Source organism: Streptomyces sp. NPDC038280, from assembly GCF_055600045.1.
In genome coordinates, this window is the sequence record NZ_JBVJYZ010000019.1 from 16,069 (window position 1) to 33,080 (window position 17,012).

The 17,012-nt window shown below is 73.3% G+C and carries 11 protein-coding genes; 3 read left to right on the forward strand and 8 right to left on the reverse strand.

Features of this window, described 5'->3' with window-relative positions; genetic code table 11:
- Positions 1 to 24: 24 nt before the first annotated feature.
- The gene (glpK, locus tag ACZ7J0_RS28735; RefSeq protein ID WP_470892157.1) at positions 25 to 1,536 is read left to right on the forward strand and encodes a glycerol kinase GlpK; all 1,512 of its coding nucleotides are present in this window, start codon (positions 25 to 27) and stop codon (positions 1,534 to 1,536) included.
- Positions 1,537 to 1,647: 111 nt separating this feature from the next.
- On the opposite strand, the gene ACZ7J0_RS28740 is transcribed toward glpK, so the two are convergent.
- Genes ACZ7J0_RS28740 through ACZ7J0_RS28755 form a run of 4 tightly spaced genes read right to left on the reverse strand, consistent with a single transcriptional unit; the run spans position 1,648 to position 6,067 of the window.
- The gene (locus ACZ7J0_RS28740) at positions 1,648 to 2,253 is read right to left on the reverse strand and encodes a GTP-binding protein (RefSeq protein ID WP_470892158.1); all 606 of its coding nucleotides are present in this window, start codon (positions 2,251 to 2,253) and stop codon (positions 1,648 to 1,650) included.
- Positions 2,234 to 2,782, reverse strand: a complete 549-nt coding sequence (locus ACZ7J0_RS28745) for a DUF742 domain-containing protein (RefSeq protein ID WP_470892160.1) — start codon at positions 2,780 to 2,782, stop codon at positions 2,234 to 2,236. Before ACZ7J0_RS28745 ends, ACZ7J0_RS28740 begins: the two co-directional genes overlap by 20 nt.
- A 10-nt stretch (positions 2,783 to 2,792) precedes the next feature.
- A complete protein-coding gene (locus ACZ7J0_RS28750) occupies positions 2,793 to 3,233 on the reverse strand; it encodes a roadblock/LC7 domain-containing protein (RefSeq protein WP_470892162.1) in 441 nt (146 codons plus the stop codon).
- Positions 3,230 to 6,067: a nitrate- and nitrite sensing domain-containing protein gene (locus ACZ7J0_RS28755; protein ID WP_470892164.1), complete on the reverse strand. Its 2,838-nt coding sequence runs from the start codon at positions 6,065 to 6,067 to the stop codon at positions 3,230 to 3,232. Before ACZ7J0_RS28755 ends, ACZ7J0_RS28750 begins: the two co-directional genes overlap by 4 nt.
- A gap of 377 nt (positions 6,068 to 6,444) precedes the next feature.
- On the opposite strand from ACZ7J0_RS28755, the gene ACZ7J0_RS28760 reads away from it, so the two are divergent.
- Positions 6,445 to 6,927, forward strand: a complete 483-nt coding sequence (locus ACZ7J0_RS28760; RefSeq protein ID WP_470892166.1) for a hypothetical protein — start codon at positions 6,445 to 6,447, stop codon at positions 6,925 to 6,927.
- 29 nt (positions 6,928 to 6,956) lie between these two features.
- Here the strand turns inward: ACZ7J0_RS28760 and ACZ7J0_RS28765 are convergent, their stop codons facing one another.
- From ACZ7J0_RS28765 to ACZ7J0_RS28780, 4 genes are all read right to left on the reverse strand, one after another.
- Positions 6,957 to 11,810: a hypothetical protein gene (locus ACZ7J0_RS28765; RefSeq protein WP_470892168.1), complete on the reverse strand. Its 4,854-nt coding sequence runs from the start codon at positions 11,808 to 11,810 to the stop codon at positions 6,957 to 6,959.
- Positions 11,811 to 11,839: 29 nt separating this feature from the next.
- The gene (locus ACZ7J0_RS28770; RefSeq protein ID WP_470892170.1) at positions 11,840 to 12,745 is read right to left on the reverse strand and encodes a hypothetical protein; all 906 of its coding nucleotides are present in this window, start codon (positions 12,743 to 12,745) and stop codon (positions 11,840 to 11,842) included.
- Positions 12,746 to 13,229: 484 nt separating this feature from the next.
- Positions 13,230 to 14,756 carry a hypothetical protein gene (locus ACZ7J0_RS28775; protein ID WP_470892172.1) on the reverse strand — a complete coding sequence of 509 codons (1,527 nt, stop codon included), beginning with the start codon at positions 14,754 to 14,756 and terminating at the stop codon, positions 13,230 to 13,232.
- A 90-nt stretch (positions 14,757 to 14,846) separates the two neighbouring features.
- Positions 14,847 to 15,563: a GntR family transcriptional regulator gene (locus tag ACZ7J0_RS28780; RefSeq protein WP_470892174.1), complete on the reverse strand. Its 717-nt coding sequence runs from the start codon at positions 15,561 to 15,563 to the stop codon at positions 14,847 to 14,849.
- A 143-nt stretch (positions 15,564 to 15,706) separates the two neighbouring features.
- Here ACZ7J0_RS28780 and ACZ7J0_RS28785 point away from each other — a divergent pair, with 143 nt between their 5' ends.
- The gene (locus ACZ7J0_RS28785; RefSeq protein WP_470892176.1) at positions 15,707 to 16,987 is read left to right on the forward strand and encodes an MFS transporter; all 1,281 of its coding nucleotides are present in this window, start codon (positions 15,707 to 15,709) and stop codon (positions 16,985 to 16,987) included.
- Positions 16,988 to 17,012 lie beyond the last annotated feature (25 nt).

A 17,012-nucleotide genomic window follows, 5' to 3' on the forward strand; every position in this document is an offset into this window, starting at 1 on the left:
TGATCCCTCGTCCTAGGAGCTGACATGACGGACACGTTCGTCGCCGCGATCGACCAGGGCACCACGTCGAGCCGCTGCATCATCTTCAACCAGGACGGCGCGATCGTCGCCGTCGACCAGCGCGAGCACCGTCAGATCTTCCCCCGGCCGGGATGGGTCGAGCACGACGCCACCGAGATCTGGTCCAAGGTCCAGGCCGTCGTGGCGGGCGCGCTCGCCAAGGCCGGGCTGCGGGCGGAGCAGCTGAGCGCGCTGGGGATCACCAACCAGCGCGAGACGACCGTGCTGTGGGACCGCGCCACCGGGAAGCCCGTGCACCACGCGATCGTCTGGCAGGACACCCGGACCGCCGCCCTCTGCGAGGAGCTGGGCGGCGCGCACGGGCAGGACCGGTTCCGGGACGCCACCGGGCTTCCGCTCGCCAGCTACTTCTCCGGCCCCAAGGCGGCCTGGCTGCTGGACAACGTCCCCGGCCTGCGCGGGCGTGCCGAGCGCGGCGAGATCGCCTTCGGCACGATCGATTCCTGGCTGATCTGGAATCTCACGGGCGGTGCGGAGGGCGGCGTCCACGTCACCGACGTGACCAACGCCTCCCGCACGATGCTGATGAACCTGAAGAGCCTGGAGTGGGACGCCTCCATCCTCGCCGCGATGAAGGTGCCCGCCGCGATCCTGCCGGAGATCCGCTCTTCCGCCGAGGTGTACGGGACGGCTGTCGGTCAGCTCCAGGGGGTGCCGGTGGCCTCGGCGCTCGGCGACCAGCAGGCCGCGGTCTTCGGGCAGGCGTGCTACGACGCCGGCACGGCCAAGAACACGTACGGCACGGGCAGTTTCCTGCTGCTGAACACCGGGGAGCGGCCCGTGCCGTCCAAGAGCGGGCTGATCACCACGCTCGGCTACAAGATCGGCGAACAGGCCCCGGTGTACTGCCTGGAGGGCTCGATCGCGATCACGGGCGCGCTGGTGCAGTGGTTCCGTGACCAGCTCGGCATCATCCGCAGCGCGGACGAGATCGAGACGCTCGCCGCGAGCGTGGAGGACAACGGCGGCGCGTACATCGTGCCGGCGTTCTCCGGGCTGTACGCGCCCTACTGGCGCTCCGACGCCCGCGGGGTCATCACCGGTCTGACCCGCTATGTGACCAAGGCGCATCTGGCGCGGGCGGTCCTGGAGTCGACGAGCTGGCAGACGCGTGAGGTGGTGGACGCGATGTACCAGGACTCGGGGGTACCGATCACCACGCTCAAGGTGGACGGCGGCATGACCGCCAACCAGCTGCTCATGCAGCATCAGGCCGATGTGCTGGGCGTGCCGGTGATCCGGCCCAGGGTGTCGGAGACGACGTGCCTGGGCGCGGCGTACGCGGCTGGGCTCGCCACGGGCGTCTGGTCGGACACGGATGAGCTGAAGGCCCACTGGCAGCGGGACGTGGAGTGGTCGCCGCGGATGGAGGCGCCGGCGCGGGAGCGGGAGTACGCGAACTGGCGCAAGGCGGTGGAGCGGAGCTTCGGGTGGGAGGAGGCCGGCGGGGCGTGACATCGCGCCGCCGATGGCGCATGCACCGGCGCCGCTGAGCGGCGTCGGGCGTGACATCGCAGTCGCGCCCGACGCCGCTCCCGGCGTCGTTCCCATGGGGCGTGTCGTGGGTCAGGTCGCGGCCGGCTCACGCTCCCGGGCGGCCAGGAGCAGCGCGTGTTCGACCACCGACACCAGGACGTCCTTGACGGACTCCCGGTCGCGCGCGTCGCACATCATCAGCGGGACCTCGGGGTCCAGGTCGAGCGCGGCGCGTACCGTCTCGGTCGGGAACCGGTCGGCTCCCTCGAAGCAGTTGACGGCGATCGTGAAGGGAATCCCGCGCCGCTCGAAGTAGTCCACGGCCGCGAAGCAGTCCTCCAGGCGGCGGGTGTCCGCGAGGACGACGGCCCCCAGCGCCCCCTGCGCGAGCTCGTCCCAGAGGAACCAGAACCGGTCCTGGCCGGGCGTTCCGAAGAGGTAGAGCACGAGGTCCTCGCGGAGGGTGATCCGTCCGAAGTCCATGGCGACCGTGGTCGTCGTCTTGCTCTCGACGCCGTGCACGTCGTCGACGGGGCGGCCGGCCTCGCTCAGCGTCTCCTCGGTGCGCAGTGGTCTGATCTCGCTGACCGCACCCACCAGGGTGGTCTTGCCCACCCCGAAGCCGCCGGCGACGAGGATCTTCAGCGTCACCGGTTCGACGAGCCGCTTCTTGCGGCTAGAGCGCCCGAAGGCCATTGATCACCTCGCGGAGAATGCTCACGTCCGGCAGTTCGGCCGGCGGAACGGGGCGGGTTACGTGGACGAGCTCGTCCTCGACGAGGTCGCCGACCAGGACCCGTACCACCCCGACGGGGAGGTCGAGCCCGGCGGCGAGTTCGGCGATCGACTGGGGAAGGTCACTGCACCGCTCGACGATCTCGACGTGTTCCGGGGAGAGCGTCTGGTCCCGGCCCGGGTCGTCGGCCGCGGGCTCGGGCACCACCAGGGCGATGAGGTCGAGCCGGTGGCGGGAGGCGCTGCTGGTGCGCCCCCGGGTCATGGCGTACGGGCGGACCACCGGCCCCGCCTCGTCGTCGAACCAGTGGTGCGGGTGCCCGTCCTGGACGTCGTCGGAGGACGGGGCGCCGCCGGGGTGCCGGGCGTCGGTGAAGGTCCGGGCGTCCTCGGCGGTCCGCGGCCCCCCGGAGGCCGGGGGGTGTCCCGGGCCCCCGGTGGCCTCATGGGCCCGGGCGTCCTCTTGGGTACGGCGGCCAGTGTCACTCATGCCGTCCCACTCACCCTCCGGCGGGCAGGCCGGTCCGGGGCGCCGTCGTGAGGTGGACCCCGACCCGCTTGACCATGAGCGTCATCTCGTACGCGACCTGGCCGACGTCCGAGTCCGCGTCGGACAGCACCGCGAGACAGCTGCCGTCCCCGGCCGCGGTGACGAAGAGGAAGGCGTCGTCGAGTTCGACGACGGTCTGGCGCACCCTGCCCGCCTCGAAGTGACGGCCCACGCCCTTGGCGAGGCTGTGGAATCCGGAGGCGACGGCGGCGAGGTGCTCACTGTCCTCGCGGGTCAGGTCCTTGGACGTGCCGGTAGGGAGCCCGTCGCTGGAGAGCACGAGGGCCTTGCGGATGGACCCGACGCGGTCGACCAACTCGTCGAGGAGCCAGTTGAGTTCGCCGGAACCGTTTCCGGTGGCGTGCTGTGCTGCGGCGTTCGGTGCGGTCATCGACCGTCCCCCTCCGGTGTCGTTCCTGGTGCTGTCCCGCCGGTCTGGTCCATGGCGGCGTTCTGCCGGCGGCCCCGCTGCCAGCCTCGCTGCATCGATGCCATCCGGTCGCGTACCTGTTCCGCGTCGCGCTCGATGTCGCTGTCCGTCTCCGCCGGGGCGCCCGCACGGCCGGCCGCTCCCGTGGCGGTGGTTTCCCGCAGCTGGGGGGCCAGGCTGGCCTGGCGGACCCGGCGGGGCAGCCCACCGAGTCCGGCCGGCGGATCGTCCGGCGTCGGCACTGAGGAGAGCGCCGGTGCGGTCGGCGACGGCCGCTGGGTCGTGGGCGTGAGCGGATGCCCGGGCAGCTGGGCGGACCGGCCGTCCGGGCCCTGGGGAGGCGCCGGGTGCGCACGGCCCGGCTCGTCCACCCGGCGGCCGTGATCGGCGATCAGCGTCGGCGGGCGGCGGCGGGGCAGCGGGAGGGGGCCTTCGGTGGCGCGCTCGGGCAGCTGGTCGGCCGCCTGCTGGTGCTGCTCCGAGGGCATCCGGCGCAGATGCGCCCGGGCCCGGAAGATGCCGCCGCGCTCGCTCTCCGTGTCGTCGAGGTCGGCACTCGGATCGGCCGTCCGGCCGGGCACCGCGCCGCTCCTGGTCCCGGTGAGGGGATCGGTCAGCGGGTCGGCCATCGGGTCGAGGAGCGAGTCGGCGGCCGTGAAGGCCGGACGTTCGGTGAGGGCGGGCCGGTCGCCGTAGGGCGGGCGCGTCCCGCTCCCCCGCCGCCGGCCCGGCAGTGGCCGGTCGTCGAACCCCGGTATGCCAAGGGGCGGTTCGAGTTCGACCGGGCCGTCGAGAACGCGCTTCCCGCCGGGCGAAGGCACCTTGGAGAGCATCGGGCGGCGCGGAGCGTTCTCGCCGTTGCCCTTGCGGTCCAGGCGGAAGCCCGTGCCCTCGGTCTCGGGGGCGTCGGTGAGCAGCGTGGCCGGGATGAAGACGACCGCGGTCGTGCCGCCGTAGGGGGAGGGCTGGAGCGAGACGCGTACGTTCTGTCGCTGCGCGAGGCGGCTGACCACGAAGAGGCCGAGCCGGTCGGTGTCGGAGAGCTCAAACTCCGGGGTCTCCGCCAGCCGCAGATTGGCGTCCAGCAGCGCATCGGGGGCCATGCCGAGGCCGCGGTCGTGGATCTCCAGGGTGAAGCCGTTGGTCACGCGCTCGCCGAGGACCTGCACCGCGGTGTGCGGGGGCGAGAACACCGTGGCGTTCTCCAGGAGTTCGGCGATCAGGTGGGTGAGGTCGGCGACGGCGGGGCCGCCGACGCCGAGGCGTGGCAGTCGCCGTACCTCGATGCGCTCGTAGTCCTCGACCTCGGCCACAGCGGCCCGTACGACGTCCATGAGCTGAACCGGCTTGCGCCACTGGCGGGAGGGGGCGGCGCCGGAGAGGATCACCAGACCCTCGGCGTGGCGCCGCATCCGGGTCGTGAGGTGGTCGAGGCGGAACAGGTCGGCGAGCTCGTCGGTGTCCTCGGTGCGCCGCTCCATGGCGTCGAGGAGCGTGAGCTGGCGGTGGAGCAGTACCTGGTTGCGGCGGGCGAGGTTCACGAACACCTCGGCGACGCCGCGGCGCATGGCGGCCTGCCTGACGGCTGCCTCGACGGCGGCCCTCTGGAGCGTGTTGAGGGCCTGACCGACCTCGCCGACCTCGTCCTTGGCGTATTCGAGGTGTGGCGCCTCGGTCTCCACGTCGACGTGTTCGCCGGCGGCGAGCCGGCGCATCACGCTGGGCAGCCGGACGCCGGAGACCTCATGGGCCTCCTTGCGCAGGCGCCGCAGGTCGCGGACCAGTTCCCGGCCGATGCGCACGGAGACGATCACCGAGACGAGGAGCGCCATGAAGCCGAGGACGCCGGCCACGCCGGCCTTGAGCAGGACGCTGTACGCGGCGGGCTGGACGCGGTCCTGGTAGCGGTCACCGGCCTCGGTGTCCTCGCGTGCGAGGTCGTCGAGGACGGGGCCTGCCATCTCCTGCCAGCGGGTGGCGTCGGTGGTGCGGGGGTTCTTGCTGGGGCCGGCCGCTATGAGGGCTTCCTCGGCGTCGCGCAGCGGCTCGGTGTCGGGGCTTCGCCAGTACTGCTCGAAGATCTCGCGTTCGGAGGCCGGCAGGACCTCGAGGTTGACCTCGTAGAACTGCTTGCGGCTGGCGATGAGGTCGGAGACGGCGCGGAGCTCCGCGGTGGTGACGCGGCGGGTGATGAGGGCGGAGGCGACGAGGGCGTCCTCGCGGGCGAGCGTCTCCCGGGCCCTGGCGATACCGACGAGGGCTCGGCCCTGCTTGTCCATCTCCACGTTCTCCAGCGCGTGGAGGGTCATCATGAAGCCGTAGCACGGGTCGACGAGGCGGTTGTAGAACTCGAGGGCCTGCATCCGGCCGAGGCTGCGGTTCTCCACCGAGCGGCGCAGGGCGGTGAGCCCGTCGAGGGCTTCGAGGAGGGAGTTCATCCGCTGGCTCGCCGGGGGTCGCAGCGCCTGGCGGACGTCGGCGTCCTCGGCGTTGACGCGGATCCTGGCGATGGCCGTGTCGGTGGCGGTGCGCTCCTGCCGGAGAGCGGCGAGGGCGTCGGAGGCGCGGGGGTCGGCGAGATAGACCAGGGTCTGTCGGCGTTCCTTCTGGATGACGCGGACGGCGTCCTCGAGCGGATAGCCGATCTTCTCGATGACGTAGCCGACGTCGAGGAGTTGGTTGGCCTCGCGTCCCGTGAGCACGGTCGCGAAACCCCAGAGACCCGTGAGGGAGACGAGCGGCACAAGGAGCAACGCCACGATCTTCCTGCGGATGGACTTCCCGCGAAAGCGCATGGCCTCCCCCAGCTCAACCCCCGCTTGGAACGGGTGTTCTCGCGTCAACCGGCAACAAACGGCGTGAGCCTACTACTGCCTCCCAGCCAACTCGAAGACACGTCCGGACGATTTTCGGCCGAGCAGGGGCACCTTGATCATGAGTTGTCCTGGTATTCGGCGAGTTGGCGTTCTCGCCGTGGCGCAGGACACCAGGCGGAGCCTCGTTTTTCCCCTGGGGACGGATGGCTGGAAGTCTTCGTCCGGAGAGCGCTTCGGAGGGAATCTTCTTCTCCGACCAGTCGTCCTTATGTACGGGGACGAGGACTGTCTGCGTAAAGCGCCTGAAGACGGGCAGCCACCCTGAAGTCGGTCAGTGGTGGGGAGTGACGGAAGCGATGGACACGTACGAGCGCCGGGCAGAGGCGGCGCCGGAGACGGACGGAACGCGAGCGGCGATACCGGCCGAGGCGGACGGGCGGGAAGCCCCGCGTCAGTTGTGGGTGGAGGAGCCGGCGCCGCGGCGCCGGATGCCGGATCCGGTGAGAACGGCCGCGGTGCGCGCGGTGTTGCTGACGTCCGTGACGCTCATTCAGGCGATGGTGGCCTTCTTCGGCACGCTCACCGGCTCCTGGCTGGCCTTTCCCATGGTGCTCAGCAGTGTGGCCAGTACGGTCGTGGCGACGTGGAGCGTGCTGGACGTGTGGGTGACGCGCCAGGTGTGGAACCAGCGCCACGGCGTGGTCTCCATGCCGAGCAGCACCGCGCGCGAGCTCCGGCGGGAGCGCCGCAGGGCGCGGCGCGATGCGCGGGCGTCGGGGCGCGAGGCGACGCGCGCCCGGATACGGCGGCGGGGCACGGGCAGGCTCTCCCGGGCCTGAACTCCCGTACCCCGCGGAGACGACTGTCGTCAGGCCGAGGCCGGGTCGGCCACCTGGTTGCCCGCCGGCTCCCGCGACGGCCCGGCCGCCGTCGGTTCCGTCCCACCGCGGCGGAACATCCGGGTGGCGGTGATCTCGCCGTGCACCGGCTCGCCGTCCGGGTTCTGCTGCGGAAGCCCGGGGCGCAAGTGCTCCTCGACGCTGATGTACTTCAGCCCCGCTCGCAGGTCCGCGTCATTGCGCAGGCGGATGACCAGCGGGAACTCCGCGAGGGCCGTCGTGTCGAACAGCCCCGTGGTGTACAGGAGCTGGACACCGAGGGCGTCCGAGACCGCCCGCTGGAGCTCCAGCAGATAGGTGGCGTTGGCGCGGCCGATCGGATTGTCGAGGAAGAGCGTGCCCGCGTGGCGGTGCTTGTCGCGGCCCCGGTCGTTGCTGCGCAGGGCGGCCATCGTGCAGTAGAGCGCGATGGCGGCGGTGAGCAGCTGTCCGCCGGAGAAGACGTCGCCCATCTGCCCGACCGGGACCCGCTCGGCGCGCAGCACGGCGTCCGGCTTGAGGATCTCGACGGCGATGCCCTTGGGTTCCAGGGCTGCCTGGACTCCGCGCAGCAACAGTGACATTCCGTCCCTGCGCAGGTCGGAGTTCTTCTTGACGGCGGCGCGGGTCGCCTCGTCGATGACCTCGCCGAGCCGCTCGGTGAGGGTGGCCTGGTCCGGCTCCTCGAAGCGGATCCGCAGGAACTCCTGGCCCGACCACTCCCCCAGCCCCTCGGGGAGCCGGGACAGACGCTGCGCGGAGCGCAGAGTGGTGAGCGCCGACTCCACGAGGCCGCGCAGCCGGTCGACGATGGAGTCGCGGTTGCGCTCCAGCTGCGCCAGCTCGTCGGTGAGGACGCGCAGGCGCGGCGCGAACGCCTCGGCCCACTTGGCGGCGTGCTCCGGCAGCGCTGCGGCGGGCAGTTCCCGGATCTGCTGGCGCGCGGGGGTGCGCACCTGTTCGTAGCGGGTGGAGTTGGCGTGCCGTACGAGCACGTCGCAGGTTTCCCGTACGGCGGCGTCGGCGGCGGACAGGTCGGCCGCACACCCCCGCAGGGAACGGCGGGCCTCGGCGGCGGTGTGCCTGGCCTCCTCCAGGGTGCCGGCGTACGGCTCGGTCTCCTCCTGCTCCTCCTCCGCGTGGTCGCGCAGGAGGTCGCGCAGGAGGGCCGATGTCTCGTCGAAGCCTCCGGCGGCGTCCTCCGACGCGCGGTGGGCCCGCAGCAGCCCGGCGTGGGTGGCGCGGGCGGTCTCCAGGGCGTCGGTGCGGGCGGCGAGTTCGGTGGCAGCGGATCGCAGCAGGGTCTGCGCCTGCTCGGCGTCGGCGGGGACGAGCTCCTCGGGGAGTTCGGTGTGCGCCTCGCCGTCGGCGGGGGCCAGCCGCTCGGCCTCACCGCGCAGCCGGCCGAGCTTCTCGCTCGCCTCCGACGCGCGTGTCTCCAGCATCTGCACGAGCGATTCCGCGCGTGCGGCGGCCGCCTGACGCGACGGGCCGTCGGCGCCGTCGGTGGATTCGAGGAGGTGCTCGGCACGGGTGCGGACCTTGTTGGTGAGCCGGTCCAGCTCGGCGAGGGCGGCGCTCTCGTCGCTCTCGGCACGGGCCTGCTCGGCACGCAGGTCGGCGCCGACGCCGACCTTCTCGTACAGCTGCGACGCGGCGCGGTACGCCTCACGCAGCGCGGGCAGGGAGACGCGCGGGGCGTCGGGGTCGGCCTCCGGGAGGGTTTCCGGGGCGCCCGCGATCTCGGCGCGCTCGGCCCGCAGGGCGCGGGCGGTGCGGTGGGCGTCGTCGGCGGCGCGCTGGGCAGCACGGCGGTCCTCGTCGGCGGCGCGGGCGCGCTCCAGCAACGTCTGGGCGCGGGCCTCCGACTCGGCCGCGTCATCGGCGAGTTCACGGAGTTGTGCCTGCCATCCGGCCCGCTCGCGCAGCCGGAAGGCCAGGCCCGCGAGGGCGTCGGCGGCGCGGCGGGCCCGCTGGGCCGTCTCCTGGCGCTCGTCGCGTACGCGGGCGGTGTCGGCGGCGGCCTCGTCGGCCTCCGTCCGGGCGGCCCGGGCCTCGGCGAGCTCCGCCTCGGCGGCCTGGGCCGCCTCACGTGCGCCGGCCGCCGCCTCGGCGAGCTCGGCCAACATGCCCGGCGGGCAGTCCGCGCGCCACGAGCCGATACGGGCCGCGAGCGAACGGTCGGCCGTGAGCCGGGCCGCCAGCGTACGGATCTCCTCGTCGCGGGCGGCGGCGCGGGCGCGCAGTGCCTGGCGCTCCTCGTCGGCGGCGTGCTCGTCGTGCATCGCTGGATTCGGCGGTACGAGGAAGACGCCCGCGTCCTCTCCGGTCCGCGGTCCGGGCACGGGCGCGAGCAGCGCGGCGGTCGTACCGACGGCCACGGCGGAACGCGGCAGCAGGGCCGCGCGGGCGAGGACGTCACGGGCGCGGGCGTACGAGACGGGGTCGGTGATCACCACACCGTCGACGAGCTCCGGGCGCGCGGCCAGTACCGCCGCGTGGTCGGCCGGGTCGACGGCCTGCGCGAGGTAGCGCCAGCCGGGGAGGGCGGGAATGCCGTGCTCTCCGAGGTACTCGACCGTGGCGAGGACGTCGGGGCCGGGCGGCAGCAGACCTCCGTCACCGAGGGCCCCCAGGATCCGGGAGTCGTCGGCGGCGGCCGTACGCAGGTCGAAGAGGCTTCGCTCGGCGGACGCGATCGACTGGTCGAGCAGTTCACGCAGCTCGTCGGCGTACCGGTCGAACTCCGCGACGGTGAGGGGGCCATCGGGGGTGGGCGCGGGGTGACCGTTCGCGGCGGCGGGGAGGGGGCCGGGCTCGGTGCCGGCCATGGAGGTGGAGTCGCCGGCGGAGGCGGCACGACCGGCGGACGTGCCTGAGCCGGGGGCACCTGGACCCTGGCCGTATGCGGCTGCGACCGAGCCGGAGCGGCTGTCGCCGGGGTCGGCCGCGCCCGTGCCCGAGACCCGCTGGCCGGGAAGCGCCGACCTGGTCGGGGCCGTGGGGAAGCTCAGCAATTCAGCGAGGCGTTCGTCGGACGCGAGGGATTCGGCTGCGCGGTGTTCGGCGCCGTACGCGTTCTCCGCGGCGCGGGCCGCGTCGGCCGCGCGGGCGGCCGCCAGTTCGGCGCGGCTCTCGGTGGCGGCGGCCTCCCTGGCACGTTCGGCGGCCGCACGGGCGGCGTCGCGGGCCGTGTCCCAGACGGCGACCGCCGTCTTCTCGGCATCGCTCGCGGCGAGCGCCGCGCGGGCCGGGTCGGCGTCGGGGGCGGTGTCGTCGAGCCAGCCGGCCCGGACCGCCTCGGCGGTCTCCTGCTCGACCTCGGCCAGGCGCTGGCGCAGATGGCCCGCCTCGCTGCGGGCGCGCTGCGCCTCGGTGGCCGCGGCGGTGGCGTCGCGGTGCGCGGCCTCGCCGGCCTCCTGGAGGGCGGCGGAGCGCTCCTCCTCCTCCGTCGCGTGGCGCTCGCCGTCCTCGGCGGCGGCGTGCAGGGCCCGTACGAGGTCGCCCGCGGCCCTGGCGCGCGCGGCGAGTGCCGGGGCGGCGTCCCGCTCGGCCTCGCGGATGGCGGCGGCGACCCGCGCGGAGCGGTCGGCGGCGGCGCGGTGGCGCAGGACCGACTCGGCGGCCTGCCAGGCGGCGTGCAGCGTACGGGCGTCGGTCAGCTCGCGCCGCTGGGATGCCGCGCCCTTCTCGGCGGCGGTGAGGGCCAGCGAGGCGTGGCGATAGGCCAGTTCGGCGGAGATCAGGGAGCTGCGGCTGCGGGCCTGCTCCGTCTCGGTGACGGTATGGGCGGCGGCGGTGACCTGCTGGGAGAGCTCGGCGGCGCGGCCGCGCTCCTCGCCGGCGCGGGCCGAGAGCCGGCGGGCGAGGGTGCGGGTGCGGCGCTCGGCGCCGGCATGGATGTCGCGGGTCCGGGCGCGGATGCCGGCGGTCTCGACGATCCGGCCGAGGAGGTCGACGGAACCGGCGGTGAAGTCGCGCTCGGCGGTGAGCTCGGCGCGGCGGCCGAGCTTGTTGCCGAAGCCGCTGACGAGGTCGGCGAGGCCGTCCGTGTCGCGGGTGTCGGTGACCGCGCGGAGCAGCAGGTCGGTGAAGTCGGAGTCCTTCTTGACCGCGAAGAGGCCGGCGGCCTCGCCCTCGTCCGCGTTCATCTCCCGCTGGTAGCGGAAGAGCTCGGGGTCGAGGCCCAGATCGCCGAGGTGTTCGTTCCAGCGGTCGTGGATCTCCTCCCAGTACACCTCCAGGTGCGGATACACCTTGCCCGCCTCGGTGATCGCGTCGCGGAAGCCCTTCATGGTGCGGCGGCGGCCCTGGGCACCGGAGGCGCCCTCGACGGGCGGACGGACGGAGGTGGCCTCGGCGACGGGCAGCGAGTCGAGGCTGAGTCCGGGCCCGGGGCGGAAGGAGTACCAGGCCTCGGCGAACTTGCGCGGATCGTTGGAGACCTGACGGCCGCGCCACTCGCTGGCCTTGCCGACGACGACGAGCTCGCCGGTGAGGGTGTGCTGCCACTCCAGGGCGACATGGCCGCAGTCGTCGGCGAGCAGGAACTTGCGCAGCACGCCGGAGCTGGCGCCGCCGAGGGTGTTGCGGTGGCCGGGCAGCATGACCGAGAAGATCAGCTTGAGCAGGACCGACTTGCCGCCGCCGTTCTCCAGGAAGAGCACGCCGGCGGGTGCGGGGCGGCGCGGCGGCCCGACCGGCTCCTCCTCGAAGAACTCCGCCTGCGCCGGGGCCGGGTGGGGCACGGGCTCGCCGACTCCTCGCAGGTCCAGCACGGTGTCGGCGTAGCGCGCACCGGCGGGACCGATGGAGTAGAGGCGGACCCGGGACAGCTCGTACATCGGCGGACTCTCGTCGTCAGGAGGTGTGGTTACGCGTGGAAGGGCAGGCCGGCGTCGGCGGCGAGCTCGAGGTCGTCGCCGTCGGGCGGCGGCAGCAGGGTGGCGGTGCCGTCGCCGACGGGGACGACGCCGAGTTCGAGGAGCTCGGCCATCGCGGCGCTGCCGGCCATGTCACGGACCTGGAGCTGGTAGCGGGCGGTGGTGCGGTAGGAGCCGCCGGCGTCGTCGCCGGTGCGCTGGAGGAAGCCGGAGTCGGTGAGGAAGGCGACGGCCTTGCCGACGATCCCGGTGGTGGATCCGGCGAGCCGGCGGGCGTCCTTGGTGGCACCCGTGGCGCTGCGGCGGGCGTAGATCCGCCAGGCCGCCTCGAGTCCGGGGGCGTCGGAGGCCGGGTCGGTGTTCTCCCCCTCCGCGTCGGCGCGCTCCTCCAGGCGGCGGCAGGCCTGGCGTACGAACGCGTCGACGCCGTTGACGGTGAGCCGGCCGATGTAACCGTCGTCGGCGAGGTCCTCGGGGCGCGGGAACGCCATGGCGGCGACGGCGAGATGGGTTAGGCCGTGCAGGAACCGATCGGCGGAGTCGGCGGAGGCGCGGCGGGCGTAGTCGCCCATCCGGACGGCGAAGACGGAGTCCTCACCGGCGGTGACGGCCATTCCGGCGCGGGGCGAGACTTCGAGGACGACGAGGCCGAGGCCGGTCGCGACGGCGTCGGCGAGGCGCGCGAAGGCGGGCTCCTCGCGGTAGCGGCGCAGCAGGTCGCTGTACTCGGCGTCGCGGGCCGGCAGCAGCTTGGGCTGCAGCCCGAAGGACACGAGCCGGGCGGCGTCGGCGGCGTCGGCGGGGGTGACGGCGGCGGCACCGCTGGGGGTGGCGGCGGCGCCCGCCCCGTCGGGCTCGCTCCACGCGTCGGCGTGCTCTGCGTGGTGGTCACTCACGACGGGGACTCCTCGGTACGGAAGGTGGGGAGGGCGGGACGGTGGAGGGGGCGGGCGGGCTCCGCCGGCGGGGTGGCGGGGACGGCTGGGCCGCCGGCCACCGGCGCCGGCGGCGCGGCGGCCCCGGCGCCCGCGGCGATCCCGCGGGCCGGCGCCACACACGGCCCCGCGGCGCGCCCGGCTAGTACGGCCGCCCGTCGAAGCGGCAGGGCCGCACCCCGCCCGGCAGCGGCCGGCAAGGCGCGTACGGCCGCTGCCCCGCGCGCCGGCCTCCCACACGGCCCGAGGGCGCGCCCGGCACGAACATGTTCAGTTAGGACCTCCGCGAATCCGTCGCAGCGGGGCGCGACGGCGACCGCCCCTCGCGCCGAGGCGGGCACGCCGCCCAGCGCGGCGGCGTGCCCGGCAAGAACCGCCACCCGCGCGGATGCCGCCCCGGCGGTCCCGGCGGCCGCCGTCGCGCCCCTGCGTGCTCCCGGCCCGGTCATGCGGACTCCTTCCGGTCCGCGGCCATGCCCGCCGCGTCCAGGAGGGCCGTGCCCACTATGAGGTCGGCTCCGCCGAATTCCGGGTCGTCGAGTTCGGTGCCGTCGTCGACGGCGAAGAGGAGGCGCTCCTCGCCCTGGCGGTAGGCCGTGCCGACCGGCGGGCTCGCCGCGTGGACGGCCAGCAGGGCGACCAGGTACGGGAGTTCGGGGTCACGGCGACGGGCCTCGGCCAGGAGGCCGGAGAGACGGCGGGGGGCGTCGTGTTCGAGGTCGAGCAGTTCTTTGGCGCTCGCCAGTTGCTCTTCGCTGAAGCGGCTGTCGTCGGGGGTCGCGATCAGGTCCGGTTCAGGCATCTCGGCACCGAGGTGCTCGCGCTCGACGGGGGGCGTGAGGAGTATGTCCACGAGATCGCCGACGCGCACGGACGCGGGGGTCCGCAGGCCGGTGCCGTGGGCGAAGAAGGCGTCGGTGACGCGGATCGCCCGCTCGACGGGGAGGGGCAGCAGCGGGGCGAGGAGCTGCCCGTACAGGTCCGTGCCGCTGTGCGCGGCGGGCGTGGCGAAGGCCTGGCGGTCCTGTTCGGCGCGGAACAGCGGGCCCGCCTCCAGGAGCCGGGACTGGAGCTGGGTGTGGCGCCGGATGCAGTCCTTGACGATGTCGACGAGCTCGGCGGCGCGCCGTTTGTGCTCGTGGTCCTCGGCCTCGTCACGCGCTTTGCGGATGTTCGTGAGGATCGCGTTCTCGTGGCGGTAGCGGTCGGCGACATGGTCGAGCGCCTCGGCGATCATGTCCGGTACCTGGTTGAGCCAGTCGACCGCGCGGACATTGCGCCGGGTCGCCTCGAGGGTCCTGCGGAGCGTCTCGGCGTACTGCACCGTCCGGTACCGCGCCTGCTCGGCGGCGAGCTGGGCGTCTGCCAGCCGGCCCCTGCTGATCAGCACCTCCAGCTTCACCTCGGCGGCGATCTGGGCGCTGGTCACATCCGTGTCGAGTGCGCCGACCAGCACGTTGACCGCTTCGTCGGTGGTGCGGAGAAAGACGCTGCCGCCGCCCCCGGGGACTTCCTCGATGAGCTTGAAGTCGTAGTCCCGGCGGACGTAGACCCCGTCCGCGCCGAACGTGCCGTACACCGCGCGGAAGCCGCGGTCCACGCTGCCGACGTTGATCAGGTTCTCCAGCACCCAGCGGGCGACCCGCTCGTGCTCGACGGCCGGGCGGTGGGGCGCCTGCGCGGCGACGCGCGGCAGGAGCCGGGCGACGATCTGCTCGTGGTCGGCGCCGGTGTCGAAGTCCATGTTGAGGGTGACGAGGTCGATCGCGGCGAGCGCCACTTCCGCCATCGCGTAGACCGAGTACTCCCCGGCCAGGTTCGCCTTTCGGGTGTCCAGGTCGTGCAGCGGCGCGGTGCACGCGAGCGCACGCAGCCGCCGCGCGAGCCCTTCGTCGGCGGCCGGGCCCTGCGCGGGCCGCGGCCCCGCGCTGAGCTGGGGCGGAACGAAGTCCGTCGAGGCAGGCGAAGTCACGCTGCACAGATTAGGTCCTCGCACTGACACCGGTCGAAACGGCGCAGAAGCGACCCCGGTACCTGCCGCCGCTCCGGGCGGCACGCCCGCTCAAATATCCCTTTTGTCTCCTTCTTCGACCAACCGCGCGTACACGTCGACGAGCTGGGTCCTGGAGTCGTCGAGATAGCGGGCCAGCAGCCGCTCCGCCGTGGACCGTTCGCCCGCCCGAAGGGCGTCCAGAATCTCCCGGTTCCTTATGAGATAGGGCTCGTGCAGGCCGCGCGGATCGTCGACGACATGGAAGGCGAGACGCAGTTCGGCGAGCACCCCGCGCATCAGCTCGTCGGTGCGGGCGCTGCCCGCGAGGGCCACCAGTTCCCGGTGGAAGTGGATGTTGGCGGTCGAGACGCCCTTCCAGTCCTTCGCGCGGGCGGCCCGCTCGCCGTCGGTCACGGCGGCGACCAGCCCGTCGAGCGTGAACGGCGGGGCGCCCAGGTCGTGGACGACGGCGCACTCGACGAGCCGGCGGGTGCGGTAGATGTCGACGACGTCGTGGACGGCGAGGACCCGGACGAAGACGCCCCGGTTGAGTTCGTGCACGAGCAGCCGCTCGTGGGTGAGCAGGCGGAAGGCCTCGCGCAGTGTGTTGCGGGACACACCGAGGGCGCCACCGATGCTCTCCTCCGAGAGGCGCGCGCCGGGCGGGAAGAAACCCTCCGCGATCCGGGTGCGCAGGATGTCGGCGACGCGTTCCGCCGTGCTCGTACGTCCCAGCAGCGGGCGGTCGTCCGCCAGCGCGCCGGTTTCGGCCCCGCCTGTGCCCACAGCGCCTCTTCCCTTCCGTCGTCCCGCGGCGAGTCAAGCGCAGAAACAAGAACGAGACAACACGACTCTTGTCGGATCGTTCAACGATCCTCTACCTTGTGGTCACCCCACTCAGCACGCTCCTCCCCCTCTGCGAGGTGCACATGAGTACGACCCGGACCTACCGATCCGCGCACGGTGAACTGCCGGAGGACACCGGCGCGTTCGCCTGGCTGCGCGCCCTCGGCCCGCGCGGGCGACGCGCGTTCGGCGGTGCCTTCGGCGGATACGCCCTGGACTCCTACGACTTCTTCACGCTGCCGCTGTCCATGGTGGCGATCTCCGCCTACTTCAGCCTCGACAGCGGCCAGACAGGCCTGCTCACCACGGTCACCCTGGTCGTGTCGGCCATCGGCGGCGCGGTCGCCGGGATCCTCGCCGACCGCATAGGGCGGGTGAAGGCGCTGATGATCACGGTGATCACCTACGCGCTCTTCACCGTCCTGTGCGGCTTCGCGCCCAACTACGAGACGCTGCTTGTCCTGCGCGCCCTCCAGGGCCTCGGCTTCGGCGGCGAGTGGGCGGTCGGCGCGATCCTGGTCGCCGAGTACGCCTCGGCCAAGCACCGGGGCCGTACGCTCGGCGGCGTCCAGAGCGCCTGGGCGGCCGGCTGGGCCCTCGCCGTGGTCGTCTACACGCTGGTGTTCCACTTCCTGGACGCGGACACCGCGTGGCGCGTGATGTTCTGGACGGGCGCACTGCCCGCCCTGCTGGTCGTCTACGTACGGCGCAATGTGCAGGACGCGCCGGAGGCGGCAAAGGCCCGCCTCGCCAGCGCCGCGCGCGGCTCCTTCACCACGATCTTCAAGCGGGACCTGCTGCGCACCACGGTGTTCGCGGGGCTGCTGTCCACGGGTGTGCAGGGCGGCTACTACACGCTCGCCACCTGGGTCCCGACCTTCCTGAAGACCGAGCGCGGGCTGACCGTCGTGGGCACCGGCGGGTACCTCACGCTCCTGATCTCCGGCGCCTTCATCGGATATCTGACCGGGGGCCATCTGACGGACCGGCTGGGCCGGAAGAAGAACATCGCGTTGTTCGCCGTGCTGTCCGCGCTGTGCGTCCTCGCCTACACCCACATCCCCTCCGGGGCGAACACCCTGCTGCTCGTCCTCGGGTTCCCGCTCGGCTTCTGCATGTCGGCGATCTTCAGCGGGTTCGGCTCCTTCCTCGCCGAGCTGTACCCGACGGCGGTACGCGGCACGGGGCAGGGGTTCACGTACAACACCGGACGTGCCGTGGGCGCGCTGTTCCCGACCCTCGTCGGCTTCCTCGCCGAGAGCTGGGGCGTGGGCGGCGCGCTGGTCTTCGGCGCCGTCGGTTACGGCATCGCCGTGCTGGCGCTGCTGGGGCTGCCGGAGACGCGCGGCCGCGAGCTGGTCTGATCCGCGCACGACGGGAGACAACGAC

Coding starts and splice junctions, on each gene's coding strand:
- glpK (WP_470892157.1), top strand. CDS start 25: ATGACGGACACGTTCGTCGCCGCGATCGACCAGGGCACCACGTCGAGC.
- ACZ7J0_RS28740 (WP_470892158.1), bottom strand. CDS start 2,253: ATGGCCTTCGGGCGCTCTAGCCGCAAGAAGCGGCTCGTCGAACCGGTG.
- ACZ7J0_RS28755 (WP_470892164.1), bottom strand. CDS start 6,067: ATGCGCTTTCGCGGGAAGTCCATCCGCAGGAAGATCGTGGCGTTGCTC.
- ACZ7J0_RS28765 (WP_470892168.1), bottom strand. CDS start 11,810: ATGTACGAGCTGTCCCGGGTCCGCCTCTACTCCATCGGTCCCGCCGGT.
- ACZ7J0_RS28785 (WP_470892176.1), top strand. CDS start 15,707: ATGAGTACGACCCGGACCTACCGATCCGCGCACGGTGAACTGCCGGAG.
- ACZ7J0_RS28745 (WP_470892160.1), bottom strand. CDS start 2,782: ATGAGTGACACTGGCCGCCGTACCCAAGAGGACGCCCGGGCCCATGAG.
- ACZ7J0_RS28760 (WP_470892166.1), top strand. CDS start 6,445: ATGGACACGTACGAGCGCCGGGCAGAGGCGGCGCCGGAGACGGACGGA.
- ACZ7J0_RS28750 (WP_470892162.1), bottom strand. CDS start 3,233: ATGACCGCACCGAACGCCGCAGCACAGCACGCCACCGGAAACGGTTCC.